General features: G+C 66.5%; 15 protein-coding genes and 1 tRNA gene. 10 read left to right on the top strand and 6 right to left on the bottom strand.

Going from position 1 to position 20,047, the window contains the following annotated elements; translation table 11 throughout:
• Window positions 1-11: 11 nt before the first annotated feature.
• Genes A3OK_RS0102590 through atzF form a run of 3 tightly spaced genes read left to right on the top strand, consistent with a single transcriptional unit; the run spans window position 12 to window position 6,120 of the window.
• The gene (locus A3OK_RS0102590; protein ID WP_019903371.1) at window positions 12-632 is read left to right on the top strand and encodes an urea amidolyase associated protein UAAP2; all 621 of its coding nucleotides are present in this window, start codon (window positions 12-14) and stop codon (window positions 630-632) included.
• Window positions 632-4,264 (top strand): urea carboxylase, encoded by a 3,633-nt coding sequence (gene uca / locus A3OK_RS0102585; protein ID WP_019903370.1) that lies wholly within the window; start codon window positions 632-634, stop codon window positions 4,262-4,264. Before A3OK_RS0102590 ends, uca begins: the two co-directional genes overlap by 1 nt.
• A 56-nt stretch (window positions 4,265-4,320) precedes the next feature.
• On the top strand, window positions 4,321-6,120 hold the full coding sequence (gene atzF / locus A3OK_RS0102580) for an allophanate hydrolase (RefSeq protein WP_019903369.1): 1,800 nt from the start codon (window positions 4,321-4,323) through the stop codon (window positions 6,118-6,120).
• Window positions 6,121-6,129: 9 nt separating this feature from the next.
• On the opposite strand, the gene A3OK_RS0102575 is transcribed toward atzF, so the two are convergent.
• Window positions 6,130-7,008, bottom strand: coding sequence for a GNAT family N-acetyltransferase (locus A3OK_RS0102575; RefSeq protein ID WP_245259295.1), 879 nt, complete (start codon window positions 7,006-7,008; stop codon window positions 6,130-6,132).
• 51 nt (window positions 7,009-7,059) lie between these two features.
• On the opposite strand from A3OK_RS0102575, the gene A3OK_RS24475 reads away from it, so the two are divergent.
• Complete coding sequence (locus A3OK_RS24475; RefSeq protein WP_245259294.1) at window positions 7,060-7,389, top strand: hypothetical protein; 330 nt, start codon at window positions 7,060-7,062, stop codon at window positions 7,387-7,389.
• A gap of 370 nt (window positions 7,390-7,759) precedes the next feature.
• Window positions 7,760-8,302 (top strand): sigma-70 family RNA polymerase sigma factor, encoded by a 543-nt coding sequence (locus A3OK_RS0102570; protein ID WP_026596859.1) that lies wholly within the window; start codon window positions 7,760-7,762, stop codon window positions 8,300-8,302.
• Between the two features lie 237 nt (window positions 8,303-8,539).
• Here A3OK_RS0102570 and A3OK_RS0102565 read toward each other — a convergent pair.
• Window positions 8,540-8,615: transfer RNA gene (locus tag A3OK_RS0102565), tRNA-Ala, on the bottom strand.
• A gap of 111 nt (window positions 8,616-8,726) precedes the next feature.
• On the opposite strand from A3OK_RS0102565, the gene A3OK_RS0102560 reads away from it, so the two are divergent.
• Both A3OK_RS0102560 and A3OK_RS0102555 read left to right on the top strand, forming a co-directional pair.
• Window positions 8,727-9,029: a YggT family protein gene (locus tag A3OK_RS0102560; RefSeq protein WP_019903366.1), complete on the top strand. Its 303-nt coding sequence runs from the start codon at window positions 8,727-8,729 to the stop codon at window positions 9,027-9,029.
• A gap of 50 nt (window positions 9,030-9,079) precedes the next feature.
• Window positions 9,080-10,126: a MaoC family dehydratase gene (locus A3OK_RS0102555; RefSeq protein WP_019903365.1), complete on the top strand. Its 1,047-nt coding sequence runs from the start codon at window positions 9,080-9,082 to the stop codon at window positions 10,124-10,126.
• Window positions 10,127-10,136: 10 nt separating this feature from the next.
• On the opposite strand, the gene A3OK_RS0102550 is transcribed toward A3OK_RS0102555, so the two are convergent.
• Both A3OK_RS0102550 and A3OK_RS0102545 read right to left on the bottom strand, forming a co-directional pair.
• A complete protein-coding gene (locus A3OK_RS0102550; RefSeq protein WP_019903364.1) occupies window positions 10,137-10,940 on the bottom strand; it encodes a TSUP family transporter in 804 nt (267 codons plus the stop codon).
• A 61-nt stretch (window positions 10,941-11,001) separates the two neighbouring features.
• Window positions 11,002-11,577, bottom strand: a complete 576-nt coding sequence (locus A3OK_RS0102545) for a L,D-transpeptidase (protein ID WP_026596858.1) — start codon at window positions 11,575-11,577, stop codon at window positions 11,002-11,004.
• Window positions 11,578-11,948: 371 nt separating this feature from the next.
• Here A3OK_RS0102545 and A3OK_RS0102540 point away from each other — a divergent pair, with 371 nt between their 5' ends.
• The 3 genes from A3OK_RS0102540 to A3OK_RS0102530 all read left to right on the top strand — a co-directional run bounded on the left by A3OK_RS0102540 (window position 11,949) and on the right by A3OK_RS0102530 (window position 16,951).
• Window positions 11,949-12,248: a hypothetical protein gene (locus A3OK_RS0102540; RefSeq protein ID WP_245259293.1), complete on the top strand. Its 300-nt coding sequence runs from the start codon at window positions 11,949-11,951 to the stop codon at window positions 12,246-12,248.
• Window positions 12,249-12,535: 287 nt separating this feature from the next.
• Entirely contained in the window at window positions 12,536-13,783 is a 1,248-nt protein-coding gene (locus A3OK_RS0102535) for an efflux RND transporter periplasmic adaptor subunit (protein ID WP_245259292.1), read from the top strand.
• A 3-nt stretch (window positions 13,784-13,786) separates the two neighbouring features.
• Window positions 13,787-16,951, top strand: coding sequence for a multidrug efflux RND transporter permease subunit (locus A3OK_RS0102530; RefSeq protein WP_019903360.1), 3,165 nt, complete (start codon window positions 13,787-13,789; stop codon window positions 16,949-16,951).
• Between the two features lie 152 nt (window positions 16,952-17,103).
• Here A3OK_RS0102530 and A3OK_RS0102525 read toward each other — a convergent pair whose 3' ends face one another.
• Window positions 17,104-18,786: an acyl-CoA dehydrogenase family protein gene (locus A3OK_RS0102525; protein ID WP_019903359.1), complete on the bottom strand. Its 1,683-nt coding sequence runs from the start codon at window positions 18,784-18,786 to the stop codon at window positions 17,104-17,106.
• A 190-nt stretch (window positions 18,787-18,976) separates the two neighbouring features.
• A complete protein-coding gene (locus tag A3OK_RS0102520; RefSeq protein ID WP_155911926.1) occupies window positions 18,977-19,840 on the bottom strand; it encodes a DMT family transporter in 864 nt (287 codons plus the stop codon).
• Window positions 19,841-20,047: the final 207 nt, after the last annotated feature.

The raw sequence follows: 20,047 nt of genomic DNA, 5'->3' as shown, positions 1-20,047 counted from the left end.
AGGGACGCATCATGACGAACGCAACAGATCTCCTCCTCGACGAGGTCGTGCCGGCCCAGGCGCCCTGGTCCGGCCTCGTGCGCAAGGGTCAAACCCTGCGCATCACCGATACCGACGGCTGCCAGGCGGTCGATACGCTGTTCTACCGCGCCGGTGACATGGGCGAGCGCTACTCGTCGCAGGACACGCTGCGGGTCCAGGGCTCCGCCTATGTCACCACCGGCACGCGGCTCGTTTCCAACGAGGGCCGGGTGATGGCCATCGTGACCGCCGATTCCTGCGGCCGGCACGACACCTCGGCGGGCGCCTGCTCCTGCGAGGCGAACACCGTGCGCTTCGGCCACGCCACCAAATACCTCCATGCCTGCCGCGAGAACTTCGCCCTGGAGGTCGCGAAATACGGCCTGTCGAAGCGCGACATCCCGCCCAACATCAACTTCTTCATGAACGTGCCGATCGAGCAAAACGGCGAACTCGCCATCGTCGACGGCGTCTCCGGCCCCGGCGACTACGTGGAGGTGACGGCGGAGATGGACGTGATCTGCGTGATCTCGAACTGCCCGCAGATCAACAATCCCTGCAACGGCTTCAACCCGACCCCGATCCGAGTGTCGATCCGGGACGCGGGCTGATGTTCGAGAAGATCCTCATCGCCAATCGCGGCGAGATCGCCCGGCGCATCGCACGCACCTGCCGGCGCATGGGCGTACGGTCGGTGGCGGTCTATTCGGATGCCGACCGCTTCACCCGTGGCGTGCTGGAAGCGGACGAAGCCGTCCGCCTCGGACCGGCGCCGGCATCCGAGAGTTATCTCGACGTCGAGGCCGTCATCGCCGCCTGCAGGGCGACGGGCGCGCAGGCCGTCCATCCCGGCTACGGCTTCCTGTCGGAAAACGTGGTCTTCGCCGAGCGTCTCGCGGCGGAGGGCATCGTCTTCATCGGCCCTCGGCCCGAGCACCTGCGCGCCTTCGGTCTCAAGCACACGGCGCGCGACCTCGCCCGCGCCAGCGGTGTGCCTCTCCTGCCGGGCACCGGCCTGCTGCCGGATCTGGCCGCCGCCGTCGCGGCGGCCGAGACCATCGGCTACCCGGTGATGCTGAAAAGCACGGCGGGCGGCGGCGGCATCGGCATGCGCCTCTGCGCCTCGGCCGACGAGTTGCGCGAGCATTACACCAGCGTCGAGCGTACGGCGCGGGCGAGCTTCGGCGATGCCCGCGTCTATCTCGAACGCTTCGTCGGCGAAGCGCGTCACGTGGAGGTGCAGATCTTCGGCGACGGTCGCGGCCGTGTCGTGGCTTTGGGCGAGCGCGACTGCTCGCTTCAGCGCCGCAACCAGAAGGTCATCGAGGAGACGCCGGCGCCGGGCCTGTCGGATGCGGTGCGGGAGCGCCTCCACGCGGCCTCGGTCGCGCTCGGTGCCAGCGTGTCCTACGCCTCGGCGGGGACGGTGGAATACATCTACGACCCCGCCCGCGAGGATTTCTCCTTCCTCGAAGTGAATACCCGGCTCCAGGTCGAGCACCCGGTCACCGAGGCTGTGTTCGGCATCGACCTCGTCGAATGGATGATCCGACAGGCGGCCGGCGAGGATGTGATCGGCGCGGCCGGTCCTCTGGCCCCGCGCGGCGCGGCGATGGAGGCGCGCCTCTATGCCGAGATTCCGCACGCCAACTTCGCCCCGAGCGCCGGCCTGCTCACCGAGGTGAGGTTTCCCGCCGATGCCCGCATCGACGGCTGGATCGAAACCGGCACCGAGGTGACGACGCATTACGATCCGATGCTCGCCAAGATCATCGTGGCGGGCGAAGACCGCCAAGCCGCGCTCCTCGCCCTGCGCAAGGCCCTGGACGAAAGCGCGGTCTCGGGAATCGAGACCAATCTCGATTACCTGCGCGCCATCGCCGGGTCGGACCTGTTCGCTTCGGGGCGTGTCGCGACCACGGCGTTGCGCGACTTCTCCCATGCACCGCGCAGCATCGAAGTGCTGGTCCCCGGGGCGCAATCGAGCCTGCAGGAACTGCCCGGCCGCATCGGCCTCTGGCATGTGGGCGTGCCACCGAGCGGGCCGATGGATGCGCGCTCGTTCCGCGATGCCAATGCCCTCGTCGGCAACCCGCCCGATACCTGCGCCCTCGAACTCACCGTGTCGGGGCCGACCCTGCGGTTCCATGCCGCCGCCACCGTGGCACTGGCCGGAGCCGCGATGACGGCGCGCCTCGACGGCGTCGCGCAGCCCCATGGCCGGGCGTTCTCCGTCGAGGCCGGGCAGGTCCTGAGCATCGGTGCGATCGCCGGCCCCGGCCAGCGCAGCTACCTCGCCCTGAGCGGGGGCTTTGCCGCCCCACTGGTGCTCGGTTCGCGGGCAACCTTCGCGCTGGGAGCTTTCGGCGGTCACGCCACCGGCGTCCTGAAGGCCGGCGACGTTCTCCATCTCGGCGACGCGCCGGGAGGCGAGGCCTCGTCGCCCGAACCCGCGCCGCTCACCCATGCCTGGGAGATCGGAACCGTCTACGGGCCGCACGGCGCGCCGGATTTCTTCCGGGACGAGGACATTTCGGATTTGTTCTCAGCCTCTTACGAGGTTCACTTCAACTCGGCTCGCACCGGCGTGCGCCTCATCGGGCCGACACCCCGCTGGGCGCGGAGCGACGGCGGCGAGGCCGGTTTGCACCCGTCGAACCTCCACGACAACGCCTACGCGATCGGCGCCATCGACTTCACCGGCGACATGCCGATCCTCCTCGGGCCGGATGGTCCCAGTCTCGGCGGCTTCGTCTGCCCGGCGGTGATCGCCCGCGACGAGCAGTGGAAGATGGGCCAGCTCCGGCCGGGAGATACGGTTCGGTTCAAGGCGGTGGAGAGGTCGGGGGACGTCCCCCTTTCCCCTCTGCGGGAGAGGGTGCCTGCGGAGCAGGCGGGAGAGGGGGCGACCTCTGCGGATACGGCGAACCCCTCTCCCGACCCACTTCGCGGGCCACCCTCCCCCGCGGAGGGGGAAGGGAAAAGGGCCGCCGGCTCGCCCATCCTCGCCACCGACGAATCCGGCCCCGTTCGGGTGGTCTACCGCCGCCAGGGCGACGACAACCTGCTGGTCGAGTACGGCGAGATGGCCCTCGACATCGGCATCCGCCTGCGCGTTCATCTGCTGGCCGAGGCGGTCGCGGCGGCGAGGCTCCCCGGCCTGATCGATCTGACGCCGGGCATCCGCTCGCTTCAGATCCATTATGACGGCACGACGTTGCCGCGTGCGCGCCTGCTCGGACAGTTGCGCGAGATCGAGGCCGCCCTGCCGGCGGTGGAGGACGTGACGGTGCCGAGCCGCGTCGTCCACCTGCCGCTGTCCTGGAACGACCCCCAGGCCGAGCTCGCCATGCGCAAGTATCAGGAGCTGGTGCGCCCGAACGCCCCCTGGTGCCCCTCCAACATCGAGTTCATTCGCCGCATCAACGGGTTGGACTCGGAGGCTGATGTAAAACGCATCATCTTCGATGCGAGTTATCTGGTGATGGGGCTGGGCGACGTCTATCTCGGTGCCCCGGTGGCGACGCCGGTGGATCCGCGCCATCGCCTCGTCACCACCAAGTACAATCCCGCCCGGACCTGGACGCCGGAGAACGCGGTCGGCATCGGCGGCGCCTACATGTGCATCTACGGCATGGAGGGGCCCGGCGGTTACCAGCTCTTCGGCCGCACCATCCAGATCTGGAACACCTGGCGGATGACGAAGGATTTCGTCCCCGGCCATCCCTGGCTGCTGCGCCCGTTCGACCGCATCCGCTTCTTCCCCGTGAGCCACGACGAACTGACGGAGGCGCGGGCCGCCTTCCCGCACGGTGCCTACCCTCTGAGGATCGAGGAGGGGACGTTCTCCTATGCGGAGCATCGGGCGGAACTCGCCCGGAACGCGCCAGAGATCACGGCCGCGAAACTGCGCCAGCAGAACGCCTTCGAGGCCGAGCGGCAGCGATGGAAGGACCAAGGGCTCGACAGCTTCGTCGCCGACGAGGGTGCCCCCCATGGCGAAGACGATGCGGTGCCGGCGGGTCATGTCGGTGTGCCGACCACGGTTCCGGGCAATGTCTGGAAAGTGCTGGTCGAGGAAGGCCAGACCATCGCCGCCGGTGACACGGTGGCGATCCTCGAATCGATGAAGATGGAAATCGGCGTCGCCTCGCCCGTGGCGGGAATCGTGCGTGAGATCCGCGCCAAGCCGGGACGTACCCTGCGCGGCGGCGATCTCGTCGCCATCGTCGAAGAGATGTGACCGCGAAGAGACCTGACGTCGACCAATCTGACAGCCATGGACGAGACCCGACAGACATGCTGCCGACCATCCTCGATCTCGCCACCCTGCGCGACCTCTACGCTTCGGGCGGCCTCACGCCGGTCTCGCTGATGCAGGAGGTGGCCGACCGCATGGCGGCTTCAAACGATCCCGCCATCTTCATCACGGCCCTCGACCGCGCCTCCCTGGTGCGGGCCGCCGAAGACCTCCTGGCGCGCCACCCGGAGCCGAACGCGCTGCCGCTCTGGGGCGTGCCCTTCGCGGTGAAGGACAACATCGATGTCGCCGGCCTGCCGACGACCGCGGCCTGCCCGGCCTTCGCCTACGAGGCACAGGCGGATGCCGAGGTGGTCGCTCGGCTGAAGGCCGCAGGCGCGCTCTGCATCGGTAAGACCAATCTCGACCAGTTCGCCACCGGCCTCAACGGCACGCGCTCGCCTTACGGCGCACCGCGCAGCGTCTTCAGCGCCGAGCACGTCTCGGGCGGGTCGAGCTCGGGTTCGGCGGTGGCGGTGGCGGCGGGGCTCGCGAGCTTCTCGCTCGGGACCGATACGGCCGGTTCGGGCCGCGTGCCGGCCATGTTCAACAACCTCGTCGGGATCAAGCCGACACCGGGCCTGTTGAGCACAACCGGCCTCGTCCCCGCCTGCCGCAGCCTCGATTGCATCAGCATCTTCTCGGCCAGCGTCGGCGACGGGCTGGCGATCCGCCGCATCGCGGAGGGGTTCGACGCCGCCGATCCGTTCTCGCGGGAGGCGGTGCCGCATCCCCTGCCCGAGACCGGCCTGCGCTTCGGCGTCCTGACGCCGGGCGAGCGTGAGTTCTACGGCGATGCCGAGCGGGAGGCGCTCTACGATGCGGCCATCGCGCGTTTGGAGGGTCTCGGCGCCACGGCGGTGCCGTTCGACTACGCGCCGTTCCGCGAGATCGCGACGCTGCTCTATAACGGCCCCTGGGTCGCCGAGCGGCTGGCCGCCATCGCCCCATTCTTCGCCAAGCATGCCGACGCCCTCGACCCGAGCGTGCGCACCATCGTCGAATCCGCCAACGGCTACAGCGCGGTCGATGCCTTCGAGGGCCGCTACGCCCTGGAAGCCCTGCGGCGACGCACCGAGGCGACCTGGGCAAAGGTCGATATCCTGCTCCTGCCGACCTCGCCGACGACCTACACGGTGGCGCAGATGCAGGCCGACCCGATCCGCCTGAACAGCCATTTCGGGCATTACACCAACTTCGCGAATCTCCTCGGATACGCGGCGATCGCGGTACCCGGCGGGTTCGGCGCCGATGGCCTGCCCGGCGGCGTCACCCTCGTCGGCCCCGGATTCAGCGATGAGGCGCTCGGGTCCTGGGCAGATGCGCTCCACCGATCGGCGGCGAGCGGAATGGGCGTCGACCGCTCCGCCATCCTGCCTGACGCCAACCGCAATCCGGTCCCCGAGGCCCCCGCGATCGGCCTCGTCGTCGTGGGTGCCCACCTGTCCGGATTGCCGCTCAACCACCAGCTCACCGAGCTCGGCGGCCGGTTGATGACGCGCACGCGGACCTCGCGCGAGTACCGGCTCTACGCCTTGCCGGGCACCCATCCGGCCAAGCCGGGGCTGATTAACGAGCCGGGATTCGTCGGCCCGAGTCTGGAAGTCGAGGTCTGGGCCCTGCCTCCGGCCGGCTTCGGCCACTTCGTCGCCGCGATCCCCGCCCCCCTCGGGATCGGCAAGATCACCCTGGAAGACGGCTCGCACGTGTCCGGATTTCTCTGTGAATCTCATGCGGTCAGGGGCGCCGAGGAGGTCACCGGCCATGGTGGCTGGCGCGCCTACCTCGCCTCCCGCTGACGGTGTCCGTCAGTCAGGGAGCTGGGCAACGGCCTCAGGAGCCTCGGGCAGTCCGCCCGCCGGCGACCACAGCCGTTCGCCGAAGAAGCGCTCGCGCAGGAGCATCACCAGGGCCGCGCGCTTGTGCGGAAAATCGAAGGTCTTGATCCGGGCGAAGCCCGACCGCTCCAGATTGCGCAATTGCTGGGTATGGTCCGCCTTCGGCTCTCCGACGATCCGCTCCGTGCGCGGATCGTCGAGGAAGAGCGCATGCATCAGCGACGGTAACCAGGCGGAAATGTAAGCCTTTCCGCGAAAACGGCTTTCTCCGATCAGCACGTGCCAGCCGCGGTCGTAGTCGCGAACGTCGTAGAACGGCGCAAGGCGGTTCTCCTTGGCCCAGTAGATCTCGAAATAGCCGAACGGCTCGCCACCGATCGTCCCGATCAACGGGATCATGTGCGGGTCGGCGATCAGGCCCGCGAGATAGGCTTCGTGCTTGTCGCGGCTACCCGCCTCGCCCCAGGCGGCATCGACAACCGGATCGTTGAACCAGCGATGCAGTGTATCGACGTCGTCGAGGGTCGCGGCGCGAAAGGCGACCGCTTCGCCAAGCCAGGGGATGAAGCGTGAGTAGATCGTGCCGATGGGCTTCGGCGGCCGCCGCGGATGGCGCTTTCCATCGGTCATCACCGGGCGGGCGGGAAATTCGCGCGCTGCCAGATTGGCAAGCCAGGGTTCGGGACGCTGCCAGAGCATCGTCGGATCGACGGCGAGCGCCTCTCCCTCCCGCACGGCGAGTCCGCGTTCCGCCAGATGACCGGTCAGCGTGGCGAAGCTCGCCGGGTCGAGCCCGATCCGCTCGGCATCGGGATGGGTGGCCGACACCATCTCGAACGCCGCCGTCACGCTGACGAGGATCTCCGACGGATCGGGCCTAACCGGTTCCTCGATCGCGAGGTGTGGACCGTTCCTGTCCTGAAGGCGCAGGCGAAGACCGACCCGACCGTCGTCGACCACGCTCAATCGGTCGCCGTCGCGAAAAACCTCGAGGATACGGCCTGTCGCCTCGCCGCATCGAAAGGGAGCTGTTGTCCTGAGCATCGGGTCTCGTCGTTCGCCTCAATCGGCATCCGCGGCATGGATGCCCTCTCTCGGGACATGACGCACGGGCGGCGCGGGAATTTAGTGGCTCAGCTGAAACTCCGGCGGATCGAAATCGACGTGACCCAACGATCGCGCAAGAGGCATCGCGCGGCGACCGGGCGGCTTTCCACGATGCCGGCCTAGCGTTCTGTGCTCTGTGCGTGCAGGATCTGAAAGGTGCAACCCATCACGATCGAACGATCTCGTATCGTATGCGCGAGATGGCATGCACGTATGCAGCACCCCCGTTTTTGCTCATCCGGTGTTTCGGATCAGCATAAGCCCTTTCAGGATAGCCTAAATATCCGCTTCCTCGTAAATAAAGTCATTCCAAAACAAGTTTAGAAGACTTCTAATTCTAATTCTTTCTGACAATTACCCTCTTGTAAGATCGCAGAATTTGCCTCTTTAGCCTCAGCATCTGAGCAGAATGTGGGGTGTGCCCGGAGATTTCGCGCGGCTGGGCGGCTCCGCGCGTCTCTGTGGTGACCCGCGCATCATGAAAAGGTCGTCCATGGCACAGGGTCAGTCGCATATGGCGCAGGGCGGGATCGCCGCGCCGCTGCTTGCCGCACTCATCGCCGAGCAAGCCGGTCTCGTCGCCTATGCCACGCAAATCCTCCATGACCGCTCGTCGGCGGAGGATGTGGTGCAGGAAGTGGTGCTCAAGCTCTGTGAGGAGCCGGGTGCCGAAACGCTTCGCGGGCGGCGCGTCGAGGCTCCGCTCCACTACCTTCGTCGGATGGTCCGTAATGCCGCGATCGATTGGGCGCGGCGGTCAATCCGAGAACGCTGCCGCTTTGTGGCGGACGATCAGGCCGACGCCGTCGCCGCTCCCTGCACCTGCCCCCAGGACCGTCTCGAGCAGTGCCAAGCCCTGAAGGCGGCATTGGCGGCTCTCGAGACGACCTCGGAACGCACGCGCAGGGTGTTCCTGGCCCACAGAATCGACGGTGTCCCCCAGACCGTCCTCGCGCGCGAGAACGGCGTTTCGCCGACGCTGGTGAACTTCATGATCCGTGACGGCACGGCTCTCTGTCGTTCCGCTGCCGCCTGAGCGGCGCGGCTTATCGGAGCCTCGGGACAATCGCGCGCGGGTGGCACCGAGATCACTGCGCGGGCATGACGAAGGGGGTCGTGTCACACCGACGGGGCACGATCTCGACACGGCGCGAGCCGGAATGATGTTTGGGTTCCACCATTCGGCGGAGTGGCGGAAGCCTGCCTCGTCGCCCATGGAAACACAGCTCGGTCTGATGAAGACCGCTGATCCACCAGATGCTTGAAAGAAACCTGGTGGAGCTGAGCGGGATCGAACCGCTGACCTCCGCAGTGCGATTGCGGCGCTCTCCCATCTGAGCTACAGCCCCGTTCCGAGGTGCGGGCCTTGTAAGCGCGCGTCCCTCGGGCTGTCAATTCCGGAAATCCCGCCGTTGACCCTCGCCTCTCTGGCGGGGCAAACGAGGACATCAGAACCGCGCATGTACGCTCTTCTCTGGCTCTTCGACACCGTTGTGCAGCTCTTCATCTACGTGCTCATCGCCAGCGCCGTGTTGAGCTGGCTCGTCGCCTTCAACGTCGTGAATGTGCGCAACCCGATCGTGTCTCAGATCGGTGAGGTGCTGTATCGGCTGACCGAACCGGTGCTTCGGCCGATCCGTAGCATTCTCCCCAATCTCGGCGGCATCGACCTGTCGCCGATCGTCCTCGTGCTTCTGCTGCTCTTCGTCAGCCGCCTCCTGCATGAGTTCATCCCGCCCCAGGTCTCCGTCTATGGCGGCTGAGCCCGCGTTGAGCTGAAGGCAAGAGAACCAATCCGAGGGACGACCAAGAGATGAAGACCAATCCAGGCCGCTTCTTCGAGGATTATCGCCTCGGCGAGACGATCCGCCATGCCACGCCGCGCACCGTGACCAGCGGCGACGTCGCGCTCTATACGGCCCTCTACGGCCCGCGCTTCGCCGTGCAATCCTCCGACGCCTTCGCCAAGGCGATCGGCTATCCGCAGAGCCCGCTCGACGATCTCCTCACCTTCCACGTCGTCTTCGGCAAGACGGTGCCGGACATCTCCCTGAACGCGCTGGCCAATCTCGGCTATGCCGAAGGCGGGTTCCGCCGGCCCGTCTATCCGGGCGAGACCCTCTCCACCGTGTCCGAGGTGATCGGCCTCAAGGAAAGCTCGAACCGCCAGACCGGCGTGGTCTACGTGCGGTCCACCGGCTCGGACGCCAATGGCGAGACCGTTCTGAGCTATTGCCGCTGGGTGCTGGTGCGCAAGCGCGACCCCGAGGCGAAGATCGAGCAGGAGCACGTGCCCACCTTCGCCAAGGTGGTCGACCCGGCCGACCTGGCGAATGCCCTGCCGCCCCTGAATGCCGGCGCCTACGATTTCGATCTTGCCGGCAGCCCGCATCGGTTCGGCGACTACGTCGTCGGTGAAAAGATCGACCATGTCGACGGAATGACCGTCGAGGAGGCCGAGCACCAGATCGCGACGCGCCTCTACCAGAACACCGCCAAGGTGCATTTCGACGGTTTCGCCGCGAAGGACACGCGTTTCGGCCGCCGCCTGATCTATGGCGGCGTCGTCATCTCGCTCGCCCGCGCCCTGAGCTTCAACGGCCTCGGCAACGCCTTCGCCCTCGCCGGCATCAATGCCGGTCGCCATGTGGCGCCTCTGTTTGCCGGTGATACGGTCTATGCCTGGAGCGAGGTGCTGGAGAGTGCCGAGCTTCCCGGCCGCAGCGATATCGGCGCGCTGCGTCTGCGCACGGTCGCCACCAAAAACCAGCCTTGCGGCAGCCACCCGGACAAGACCGGCGATGGCTACGACCCCGCCGTGATCCTGGACCTCGACTATTGGGCGTTCATGCCGCGCTGAGGCGAAGGCCTCAACCGCCGGTGAACACTCCCACCACGGCGAGCCGTAGCGGGTTTTCCGGATTGGAGAGCAGCCGGATCGCCATCGCGCAGGCGATGGTGACGAGGAGCGGTCGGATCAGCTTCGCACCGAGCCGGATCGCCAGGATCGAGCCGATCTGCGCGCCGATGAAGGCCCCGAAAGCCATGGCGATGCCGATCGTCCAGACCACGTGGCCGGAGGCCGCGAACAGGGCGAGGCTGCCGAGATTGCTCGCCGCGTTGGCGAGCTTGGTATGGGCGGTGGCGCGGACCACGCCGAGGCCGAGCAGCGTCACGAACCCGATCATGTAGAAGGCGCCCGCTCCGGGGCCGAAGACTCCGTCGTAGAAGCCGACGGCGGGCGCCCAGGTCAGGGCGAACAGTCCGGGCCGCATCCGCGCGGTGGCATCCTCGCTGCTCATCCGCCGGGCCGTGGCGAAGTAAAGCGCGATCCCGATCAGCAGGATCGGCACGGCGGCATCGAGGACCGGCCGCGGCAACAGGCTGACACAGAGCGCTCCGCCGATGGATGCGAGACCGGCGCTGACGGCGATCTTCCACGCCGCAGGCCAGTGGATGTGCCCGCGCCGTGCGAAGGCGATCGTCGACGAGACGGCGCCGGCACTGCCCTGCAGCTTGTTGGTGGCGATGGCGCTCACCGGATCGAGGCCGGAAAGGAGCAGGGCCGGAACCGTGATGAGGCCGCCCCCGCCCGCAATCGCATCGACGCAGCCTGCTGCGATGGCCACAGCGAACAGGCCCGCGACGAGGCTGATGTCGACACCGAAGATCATTCCGCTTCCCACCACGTCCGGTCGCGACCGATCGGAGACCGGCGGTGAGCGGTTTGTACCTTCAGTTCCGCACGATCACCTTCGTGCCGACCTTCACCCGGTCGTAGAGGTCGACCACATCCTTGTTGGTCATGCGGATGCAGCCCGACGAGACGGCGGCTCCCATGGTTTCAGGCTCGTTGGAACCATGGATGCGATAGAGCGAGGAGCCGAGATACATCGCCCGCGCACCGAGCGGATTGTCCTGGCCGCCGGCCATGAAGCGCGGCAGGTCGGGTCGGCGCGCCAGCATCTGAGCCGGGGGACGCCAGGCCGGCCATTCCTTCTTCATCGTCACCGATTTCTGGCCGGACCAGGAGAAGCCCTGACGGCCGACCCCAACGCCGTAACGGACGGCCGCACCGCCACCGAGCACGTAGAACAGCCTGCGCTGGCTCGTCGAGACCACGATGGTGCCGGGCTTCTCGCCGCCCTTCCAGGCCACGGTCTCGCGCGGGATCGCCTGCTCCTTGAAGATGTTCATGAAGTCGGCGATCGGCCCGCTGTCGAACGGGTTGCCGGCGCTGGCGCTTCCGCCTGCGGCGAAGCTCAGGCCCAGCGCGAATGCCGTGGCGGGGAGGAGGGAGCGCATGCTCATGGTCGTCGTCTCCGGCCGGACCTGGAAGAGCCGTCGCCTCTGCGTTTCGGCGTCCATTCCGACAAGGTCCAGGCTCGGAGAGCCGGACGTCTGGTGATCGGACGCGCACACTTGGCCGGATGGTTAAGGGTGGTCAACCCGGATCGGTGCGAACGGATTATGCTGTGGGATTGCTGCAACGGCGCGGATTCCGACCGCTTCGCTGCTGTTCGACAGATTGCCGCAGGTTATTGCGCTGCGGGAACTTTCGCACCACCCTCCATTTTGTGACCTCTCCGCCGATCAAATCTGCCGTCGCTCCCCGCGATGCGGCTGGCCTTGTTTTGGCCTCCCTGCTTTCGCGGGCAGTCTCTCGGCCGCTCTCGGTTCTGATGGTTCTCCTCTCCCTTCTCGCGCTGGTGCTTCCGAGTATCCCGCAAGGCCATTGGGCGGGCGGGGTGTCCGTGCCGGTGGCGAGCCAGTGGCCCGATGGCATGTCGGGGCAAGCCGAGGTGCCGTCGGCGAATGCCGTGTCGCGTCTGGAAGCAGACGATGCGGTGATGCTGCGTCTATTTCCTGAGCCGCGGATGCTCGGCCTCTCGTCCGCGCCGAGTCTGCGTGGACGTTCGGCACTCTCGCTCGGGATCAACGCGAAGGCACCGCTTCACCGCCCTCCCAGGGTCGCCGCCTGAGTGCGGAGGCGCGGCTTTTTCAACCGAGCCGAGATAAATTCGCTCGTTTGCCGGCTGAGGTCGCGCGATTGCCCAGATCGTGAACGATTGCTGAAGCCTTGATGTGTGGGTTGGCCTTCCGACTGCCTCCGCATGCCCAACGACGCCATGGCCGCTTTCGCGTGGCCCAGCGATTGCCACGGTAACGATGCCGCCTCGCGGATTTTTGCCGGCGACTTGATTGCCAGAGCTGCCAACCCGCGATGCGGGTTGCGATCGACCGCGTATCGCACAGGAGCGAAATCATCGTGACGACCACTTCTCACCGCGTCCGACGTGTCTGGCCGGCCTCCCTGGCTGCAGCCTCCGTCATGGTCGCCCTGTCCGCCTGCAATCAGAAGCAGCAGGCCGCGGCGCCGGTGCCGACCCAGCCGCCCGAGGTCAGCGTCGTCACCGTTCGGGAACAGCCCATTCCTTATGTGCGCGATCTGCCGGGCCGGGTGGCCCCCCTGCGCATCGCCGAGGTTCGCTCGCGCGTGTCCGGTCTCGTGGTCAAGCGGACGTTCGAGCAGGGCAGCTTGGTCAAGGAAGGTGATATTCTCTACAAGATCGACCCTGCGCCGTTCGACGCCGAACTCGCCAGTGCCGAGGCCGCGCTCGCCCGCACGGAGGCCGCCCAGGTCCTGGCAGGCCAGCAGGCCGACCGCCTCGAACAGCTGCTTTCGCGGCAGACCGCCAGCCAGGCGCAGTACGACAGTGCCTATGCCGGCCTGAAACAGGCCCAGGCGGAGGTGGCCGGGGCCAAGGCCGCGCGCGACCGGGCCAAGTTGAACCTCAATTACACCGATGTGCGAGCGCCGATCTCGGGCCGCATCGGCCGCGCCCTTCTGACCGAGGGCACGCTGGTCGAGCAGGGCGCCACCGCCAACCTTGCCACGATCCAGCAGCTCGATCCGATTTACGTCGACATCACCCAGTCGGTGGGCGAGCTGAACAAGCTGCGTCGGGATCTCGCCAGCGGCGAGCTCTCGCGTCTGTCGAACGACACCGCCAACGCGCATCTCATCATGGATGACGGATCGCTCTACGGCTCGGCCGGAAAGCTCCTGTTCTCGGACGTCACGGCCGATCCGAGTACCGGTCAGGTCACCCTGCGCGTGCTCTTCCCCAACCCGCATGACGAGCTGTTCCCCGGCATGTATGTCCGCGCCCGCATCAAGCAGGGCATCGATGTCGATGCCATCGCGGTGCCGCAGCAGGCGATCCAGCGCACCAACGACGGCAAGGCCGAGGTCTGGGTCGTCGGCAAGGACGACAAGGTCATGCTGCAGCCGGTCGAGGTCGGCCCGGTGGTCGATTCCAACTGGATCATCCGCGACGGTCTCAAGGCCGGCGACCGCGTCGTGGTGGAAGGCGTGCAGAAGATCTCGGCCGGATCGCCGGTCAAGACCGTCGAGCTGAAAGTCGCCTCCGCCCAGGCCGAGGCGAAGCCGATCGATACCGATCTCGACGACAGGGCGCCTAACGCTCAGCCCGCTTCGGCTCAGGTCCGCTGAGCCATGGCCCGTTTTTTCATCGATCGCCCGATCTTCGCCTGGGTCGTCGCGCTGTTCATCTGTCTGGGCGGGATCCTGTCGATCCCGAGCCTTCCGGTGGCGCAATACCCGGTCATCGCGCCGCCCTCCATCGCCCTGTCGACAGCCTATCCCGGCGCTTCGGTCGAGAACCTCTATACCGGCACCACCCGCCTCATCGAGGATGAGCTCAACGGTGCCGCCAACATCCTGAGCTTCGAATCCGCCAGCGACGCGTTCGGCGTCGTCGAGATCACGGCCCAGTTCCAGCCCGGCACGGATTCGAGCCTCGCCGGCGTCGAGGTGCAGAACCGCCTCAAGCGCGTCGAGGCCCGCCTTCCCGCCGAAGTCCGCCAGCAGGGGACGCTGGTGGAGGAGGCCTCCGCCGCGACCCTGAACATCATCACGCTGATCTCGCCGGACAAGTCGATGGACGAGATCGCGCTCGGCGACTTCCTCATCCGCAACGTCATCAACGAGATCCGCCGCATCCCCGGCGTCGGCCGCGCGACGCTCTATTCCACCGAGCGCAGCCTTCGCATCTGGATCGATTCGGACAAGCTGCGCGGCCTGTCCCTCAATGCCTCGGACGTCTCGAAGGCGATCACCAACCAGAACGTCCAGATCGCGTCCGGCGCCGTCGGCGCCATGCCGAGCCCGGCCTCCAACACGGTCAACTTCCCCATCATCGTGAAGGGGCAGATGACGGCGCCGGAGGAATTCGGTGCCATCGTCCTGCGCGCCAACCCGGACGGGTCGAACGTACGCCTGCGCGACATCGCCCGGATCGAACTCGGCGGTGAGGATTACAAGTTCACCACCCGCCTGAACGGCGGCGAGGCGGCCGGTATCTCCGTGACTCTGGCTCCGGACGGCAATGCCCTCGAGACCGCGTCCGCCATCCGCGCCAAGATGGAGGAGCTGTCGCAGTTCTTCCCCTCCAACGTGCAGTGGGACATCCCCTACGACATCACGCCCGCCGTCGAGGCCTCGATCAAGAAAGTGCTGATGACGCTGATCGAGGCCGTCATCCTCGTCTTCGTGGTGATGTTCCTCTTCCTGCAGAACATCCGCTACACCCTGATCCCGACCATCGTCGTGCCGATCGCCCTGATGGGCACCTGCACGGTGATGCTGCTCGCCGGCTTCTCGGTGAACGTGCTGACGATGTTCGGCATGGTGCTCGCCATCGGCATCCTCGTCGACGATGCCATCGTGGTGGTCGAGAATGTCGAGCGCATCATGAACGAGGAAGGGCTGCCTCCGAAGGAGGCGACCCGCAAGGCGATGAGTCAGATCACCGGCGCCATCATCGGCATCACCCTGGTGCTGATCGCGGTGTTCATTCCGATGGCCTTCTTCCCGGGCTCGGTGGGCATCATCTACCGCCAGTTCTCCATCGCCATGGTCACGTCGATCGGTTTCTCGGCGCTGCTCGCGCTGACGCTGACGCCGGCTCTCTGCGCCACCCTGCTGAAGCCCATCGAGAAGGGTCACGGCCATTCCAAGGGCGGCGTGTTCGGCTGGTTCAACCGGGTCGTCGACCGCGAGACCGCACGCTACGGCCGCGGCGTCGCGGGGATGATCAAGCGCTCGGGCCGGGTGATGATGATCTACCTCGCTCTGGTCATCGGCCTCGGCTTCGCCTTCGTGCGGATGCCGGAGGGCTTCCTGCCGGTGGAGGACCAGGGGTTCTTCACCGTCGACATCCAGACGCCGCCCGGCTCGTCGTTCAACCGCACGCTCAAGGCGGTGAAGGCGGTCGAAGAGCACCTGATGGCCCAGCCCGGCGTCGCCACGGTGACGATGGTCAACGGCTTCTCGTTCTCCGGCCAGGGCCAGGTGACGAGCCAAGCCTTCGTGACCTTGAAGCCCTGGGGCGAGCGCGATGCCGCCAATTCCGCGGCCAACCTCGTCGAGGGGACCAACAAGGCGCTGTCCACTTATAAGGACGCCGTGATCCAGGCGCTGGAGCCGCCGCCGATCGACAACCTCGGCAACGCGTCGGGCTTCAGCTTCCGCCTGCAGGACCGTGCTCAGAAGGGCTATTCGGCCTTGATGGCGGCGCAGGAGCAATTGCTCTCGCTCGCGAAGAAGAGCCCGATCCTGCAGAAGGTCTATGTCGAGGGCCTGCCGCCGGCACCGCAGGCGGAACTCGTCATCGACCGCGAGAAGGCCGCGGCTCTGGGCGTCGATTTCGAGGAGATCAACAACACGATCCAGGTCAATCTCGGCTCGGTCTACACCAACGACTTCCCGAACCGGGGCAAGATGCAGCGCGTCATCGTCCAGGCCGAGGATACCCAGCGCCTGAAAGCCTCCGACCTGCTGAACTACGGTGTGAAGAACAGCCAGGGCACCATGGTGCCGATGTCCTCCTTCGCCGATCTCAAGTGGAGCGTCGGGCCGGCCCAGATCATCGGCTTCAACGGCTACCAGTCGGTGCGCATCACAGGCGAACCGGCGCCCGGCTATACGTCCGGCGATACCATCGCCGAGATGGAGCGATTGATGCAGCAGCTGCCCAAGGGCTTCGGCTACGTCTGGACGGGTCAGTCGCTGCAGGAGAAGCAGGCGGGAAGCCAGGCGACGCTGCTCCTCGCCCTGTCGATCCTCATCGTGTTCCTGTGCCTCGCGGCCCTCTATGAGAGCTGGTCGATCCCGTTCTCGGTGCTGCTCGTCATCCCGCTCGGCGTCATCGGCTCGGTGGCCGCCGTCTACCTGCGGGGTCTGCCCAACGACGTCTACTTCAAGATCGGCCTCATCACGATCATCGGCCTCTCGGCCAAGAACGCGATTCTGATCGTGGAATTCGCCAAGGACCTGTGGAAGCCGGGCACATCGCTGGTCGACGCGACGATCGAGGCATCGACGCTCCGCTTCCGGCCGATCGTGATGACCTCGCTGGCCTTCATCTTCGGCGTGATACCCCTGGCTATCGCTTCAGGAGCGGCCTCGAAGAGCCAGCAGGCCATCGGCACCGGCGTGCTCGGAGGAATGATCTCCGCCACCATCCTGGCGGTGCTCTTCGTGCCGGTCTTCTTCGTCTTCGTGATGCGCTTGTTCAAGACGAAGCCGGTCGGGGACGAGCCGAAGGCGGAGGGACGCGACGGTTCGGTGCCGTCGGGTCATCACGCGCCGGCGGAGTAGAACGTCCTTCGCCTCTTCCCGGTCTCGGGAAGAGGCCTCTTCAAAAGCAAAGGCCTGGAGCCGGATTCACATCCGGCTCCAGGCCTTTTTTCGTTGCCGACGACGTTGCTCGGCGCCGGGTTTCGAGCCCGGCGCCGAACGTCCATGAACCGTCAGGCGGTCTCGAGCAGGCGGCGGGCGATGACCTGGGCCTGGATCTCGGCGGCACCTTCGAAGATCGAGAGAATGCGCGCGTCGCAGAGCACGCGGCTCACGGCGTATTCGAGCGCGAAGCCGTTGCCGCCGTGGATCTGGAGGGCGTTGTCGGCCGCCGCCCAGGCGACGCGGGCGCCGAGCAGCTTGGCCATGCCGGCCTCGAGATCGCAGCGCTTGCCCTCGTCCTTCTCGCGGGCGGAGAAGTAGGTGAGCTGGCGGGCAATGTTGATCTCGACCGCCATCATCGCGATCTTGTCGGCGACGCGGGGGAAGTTGATCAGGGCCTTGCCGAACTGCACCCGGTCCTCGGCGTAGCGCAGACCCAGGTCGAGGGCGTTCTGCGCCACGCCGATGGCGCGGGCCGCCGTCTGGATACGAGCGGATTCGAAGGTCTGCATGAGCTGGGTGAAGCCCTTGCCCTCGACCTCGCCGAGGAGATTGGCCGCCGGCACCTCGAAATTGTCGAAGGCGAGCTCGTATTCCTTCATGCCGCGATAACCGAGGACATGGATCTCGCCGCCGGACAGGCCGGCCACGGGGAAGGGATCCGCATCGGTGCCGCGTGGCTTCTCGGCGACGAGAAGCGACAGGCCCCTGTGGCCCTTCTCCTCGGGCTTGGTGCGCACGAGGCAGGTCATGATGTCGGCGCGCACGGGGTGCGTGATCCAGGTCTTGTTGCCCGAGATCTTCCAGACATCGCCGTCCTTCACCGCCTTGGTGCGAAGCGAGGCAAGGTCGGAACCGGTGTTCGGCTCGGTGAACACGGCGGTGGGGAGCGTGTCGCCGGACGCGATGCCGGGCAGGAAGCGGTGCTTCTGCTCTTCGGTACCGCCGCAGAGGATCAGTTCGGCGGCGATCTCGGAGCGGGTGCCGAGGGAGCCGACGCCGATATAGGCGCGGGACAGCTCCTCGGAGACGACGCACATGGAGATCTTCGGCAGGCCCATGCCACCGTATTCCTCGGGGATCGTCAGGCCGAAGACGCCGAGTTCGGCCATCTTGGTGACGATCTCCATCGGGATGTAGGCGTTCTGGCTGTGCCACTCATGGGCATGCGGCGCGACTTCGGCGAGACCGAAGCGACGCATTTCCGACCGGATCGCCTCCATGTCCTCGTCGAGGCCCGACTTGCCGATGGTGGCCGAACCGCCATTGTCGCGGATACGGGCGACCAGCGCGGCGCGGTTCGCAACCGTATTCCCTTCCGCGATCATGGTCTCGACCGCATCGGTCCTGAACTTCGCGACCTCGCGGGCGGAGAGACCGAGCGATCCGGTGGCACGCACCATCTCGCCCTGGCTCATCGGGATGCCGGAGAACATCTGGTCGAGATACTCGCCGATGCCGATCTTCACGAGCAGCGCTTCGGTCTCGCCGAACTCTCCGGTCTCGGTGAGGCGAGCGGCATAGGCGCCGAGTTCGCGTACGCCTTCGGCATAGGTGGCGAGCCAGGCGAGGCCGTGGGTGGCGTGCTGCTCCGCTTCCAGCTTCTCGGGGGAGATCTTGCCGTCGGCGGCGAGCACCTTCGCCCGTACCCGGGTGGTCGCTTCGGCGACGAGGGCCTTGGCGGCGTCACCGGCGCTCTGAGCGAGCGTCAGGAGATCCTGCGGTTCGGTGGAGACGGCCGGAGATGCGGACATGGTTCAAATCTCTCAGATCAGAAGGAGGATTGGCCGTCATTATAGGCAGGTTTGTCGAGTCTGTAGAGGCGTCTCGCCGCAGCGCGGCAATATCCCGCTTGAATTCATTATTTGTTGCGACGGAAAACCTGTTTTTTCTCAACGAAACCAAGAGCGCTGAATTTTATTGAGAAGTGGATCAAAGAAAAAGTCATCTCCGACTGGCGATCGCGACCCCGACCGCCGCCACTGCCATGCCGGCCATCTGCACGGGGACCAGGCCCTCGCCGAACAGGGCATAGGCCATCGCTGCGGAGACCGGTGGGACCAGGAAGAGCAGGGATGCGACGCCGGCCACCTCGCCGCGTTTGATCAGCGCGAGAAGCAGCAGAATTCCGGCCACCGAGTTGACGAGGATCGACCAGGCGAGGCCGCCCCAGAGCGGTAGGGAGGCATCGAAACGGCCGGTCCCGAACAGCAACGCGGCCGGCACGGCGAGGAGCGAGGCTCCGACGAATTGGATCGCCGCATTCGAAAGGAGATCGGCCTGGCCCGAATGGCTCTTCTGCCAGAGTGTGCCGACAGTCATCGCGGCCATGGCCCCGAGGCAGGCGACGAGAGGAACGACCGGAATGCCGGACGCGTCTGCCGCACCGACTTTAGGGGCCAGCACGAGAAGCGCACCGGCAAAGCCCGTGGCGATGCCGAGCCAGCGGCGCAGGCTTACGATCTCTCCGAGGAAGGGCCGCGCCATCGCAGCTGTCAGCAGCGGCTGGAGGCTGCCGACCAGTGCCGCGATGCCCGAGGGAAGGCCGCGTTCCACGGACCAGAACACACCGATGACGTAGATACCCTGCATCAGTACGCCCGCGACGAGGGCATCGCGCCATCCCGTCCGGTGGCTCGGCCATCTTGCTCCCAGCGCGAACGCGATGGCCGTCAGGACGACGCTGACGCCGACGACGCGGATCGCAACGAAGGTGAAGGCTTCCGCATGGGGCGCCACGAAGCGCGCCGCGACGAAACCCGACGCCCAGATCAGGACGAAGACCGACGACACGACCGAAGCGGGCATGGAGCGGGTGCGCATGGTGGAAAGCTGAATGGTGCGAGGTTGAGAAAGTCAGCGGATCGGCTGAGATGATGGTGGCGCAGGCACCACACCGAACCGCCGAACACAAGCTGCACCGATGGCAGGCGGCGATGCATCGACACGATGTCGACCTGCGCATTGCGCCGCTACCCGGCCTCGCGTTTAGACAGACGGGATCGTCGAGACACC

The organism is Methylobacterium sp. 77 (assembly GCF_000372825.1).
Lineage (GTDB): Bacteria > Pseudomonadota > Alphaproteobacteria > Rhizobiales > Beijerinckiaceae > Methylobacterium.
This window is presented reverse-complemented; position numbering and strand designations above follow the sequence as displayed.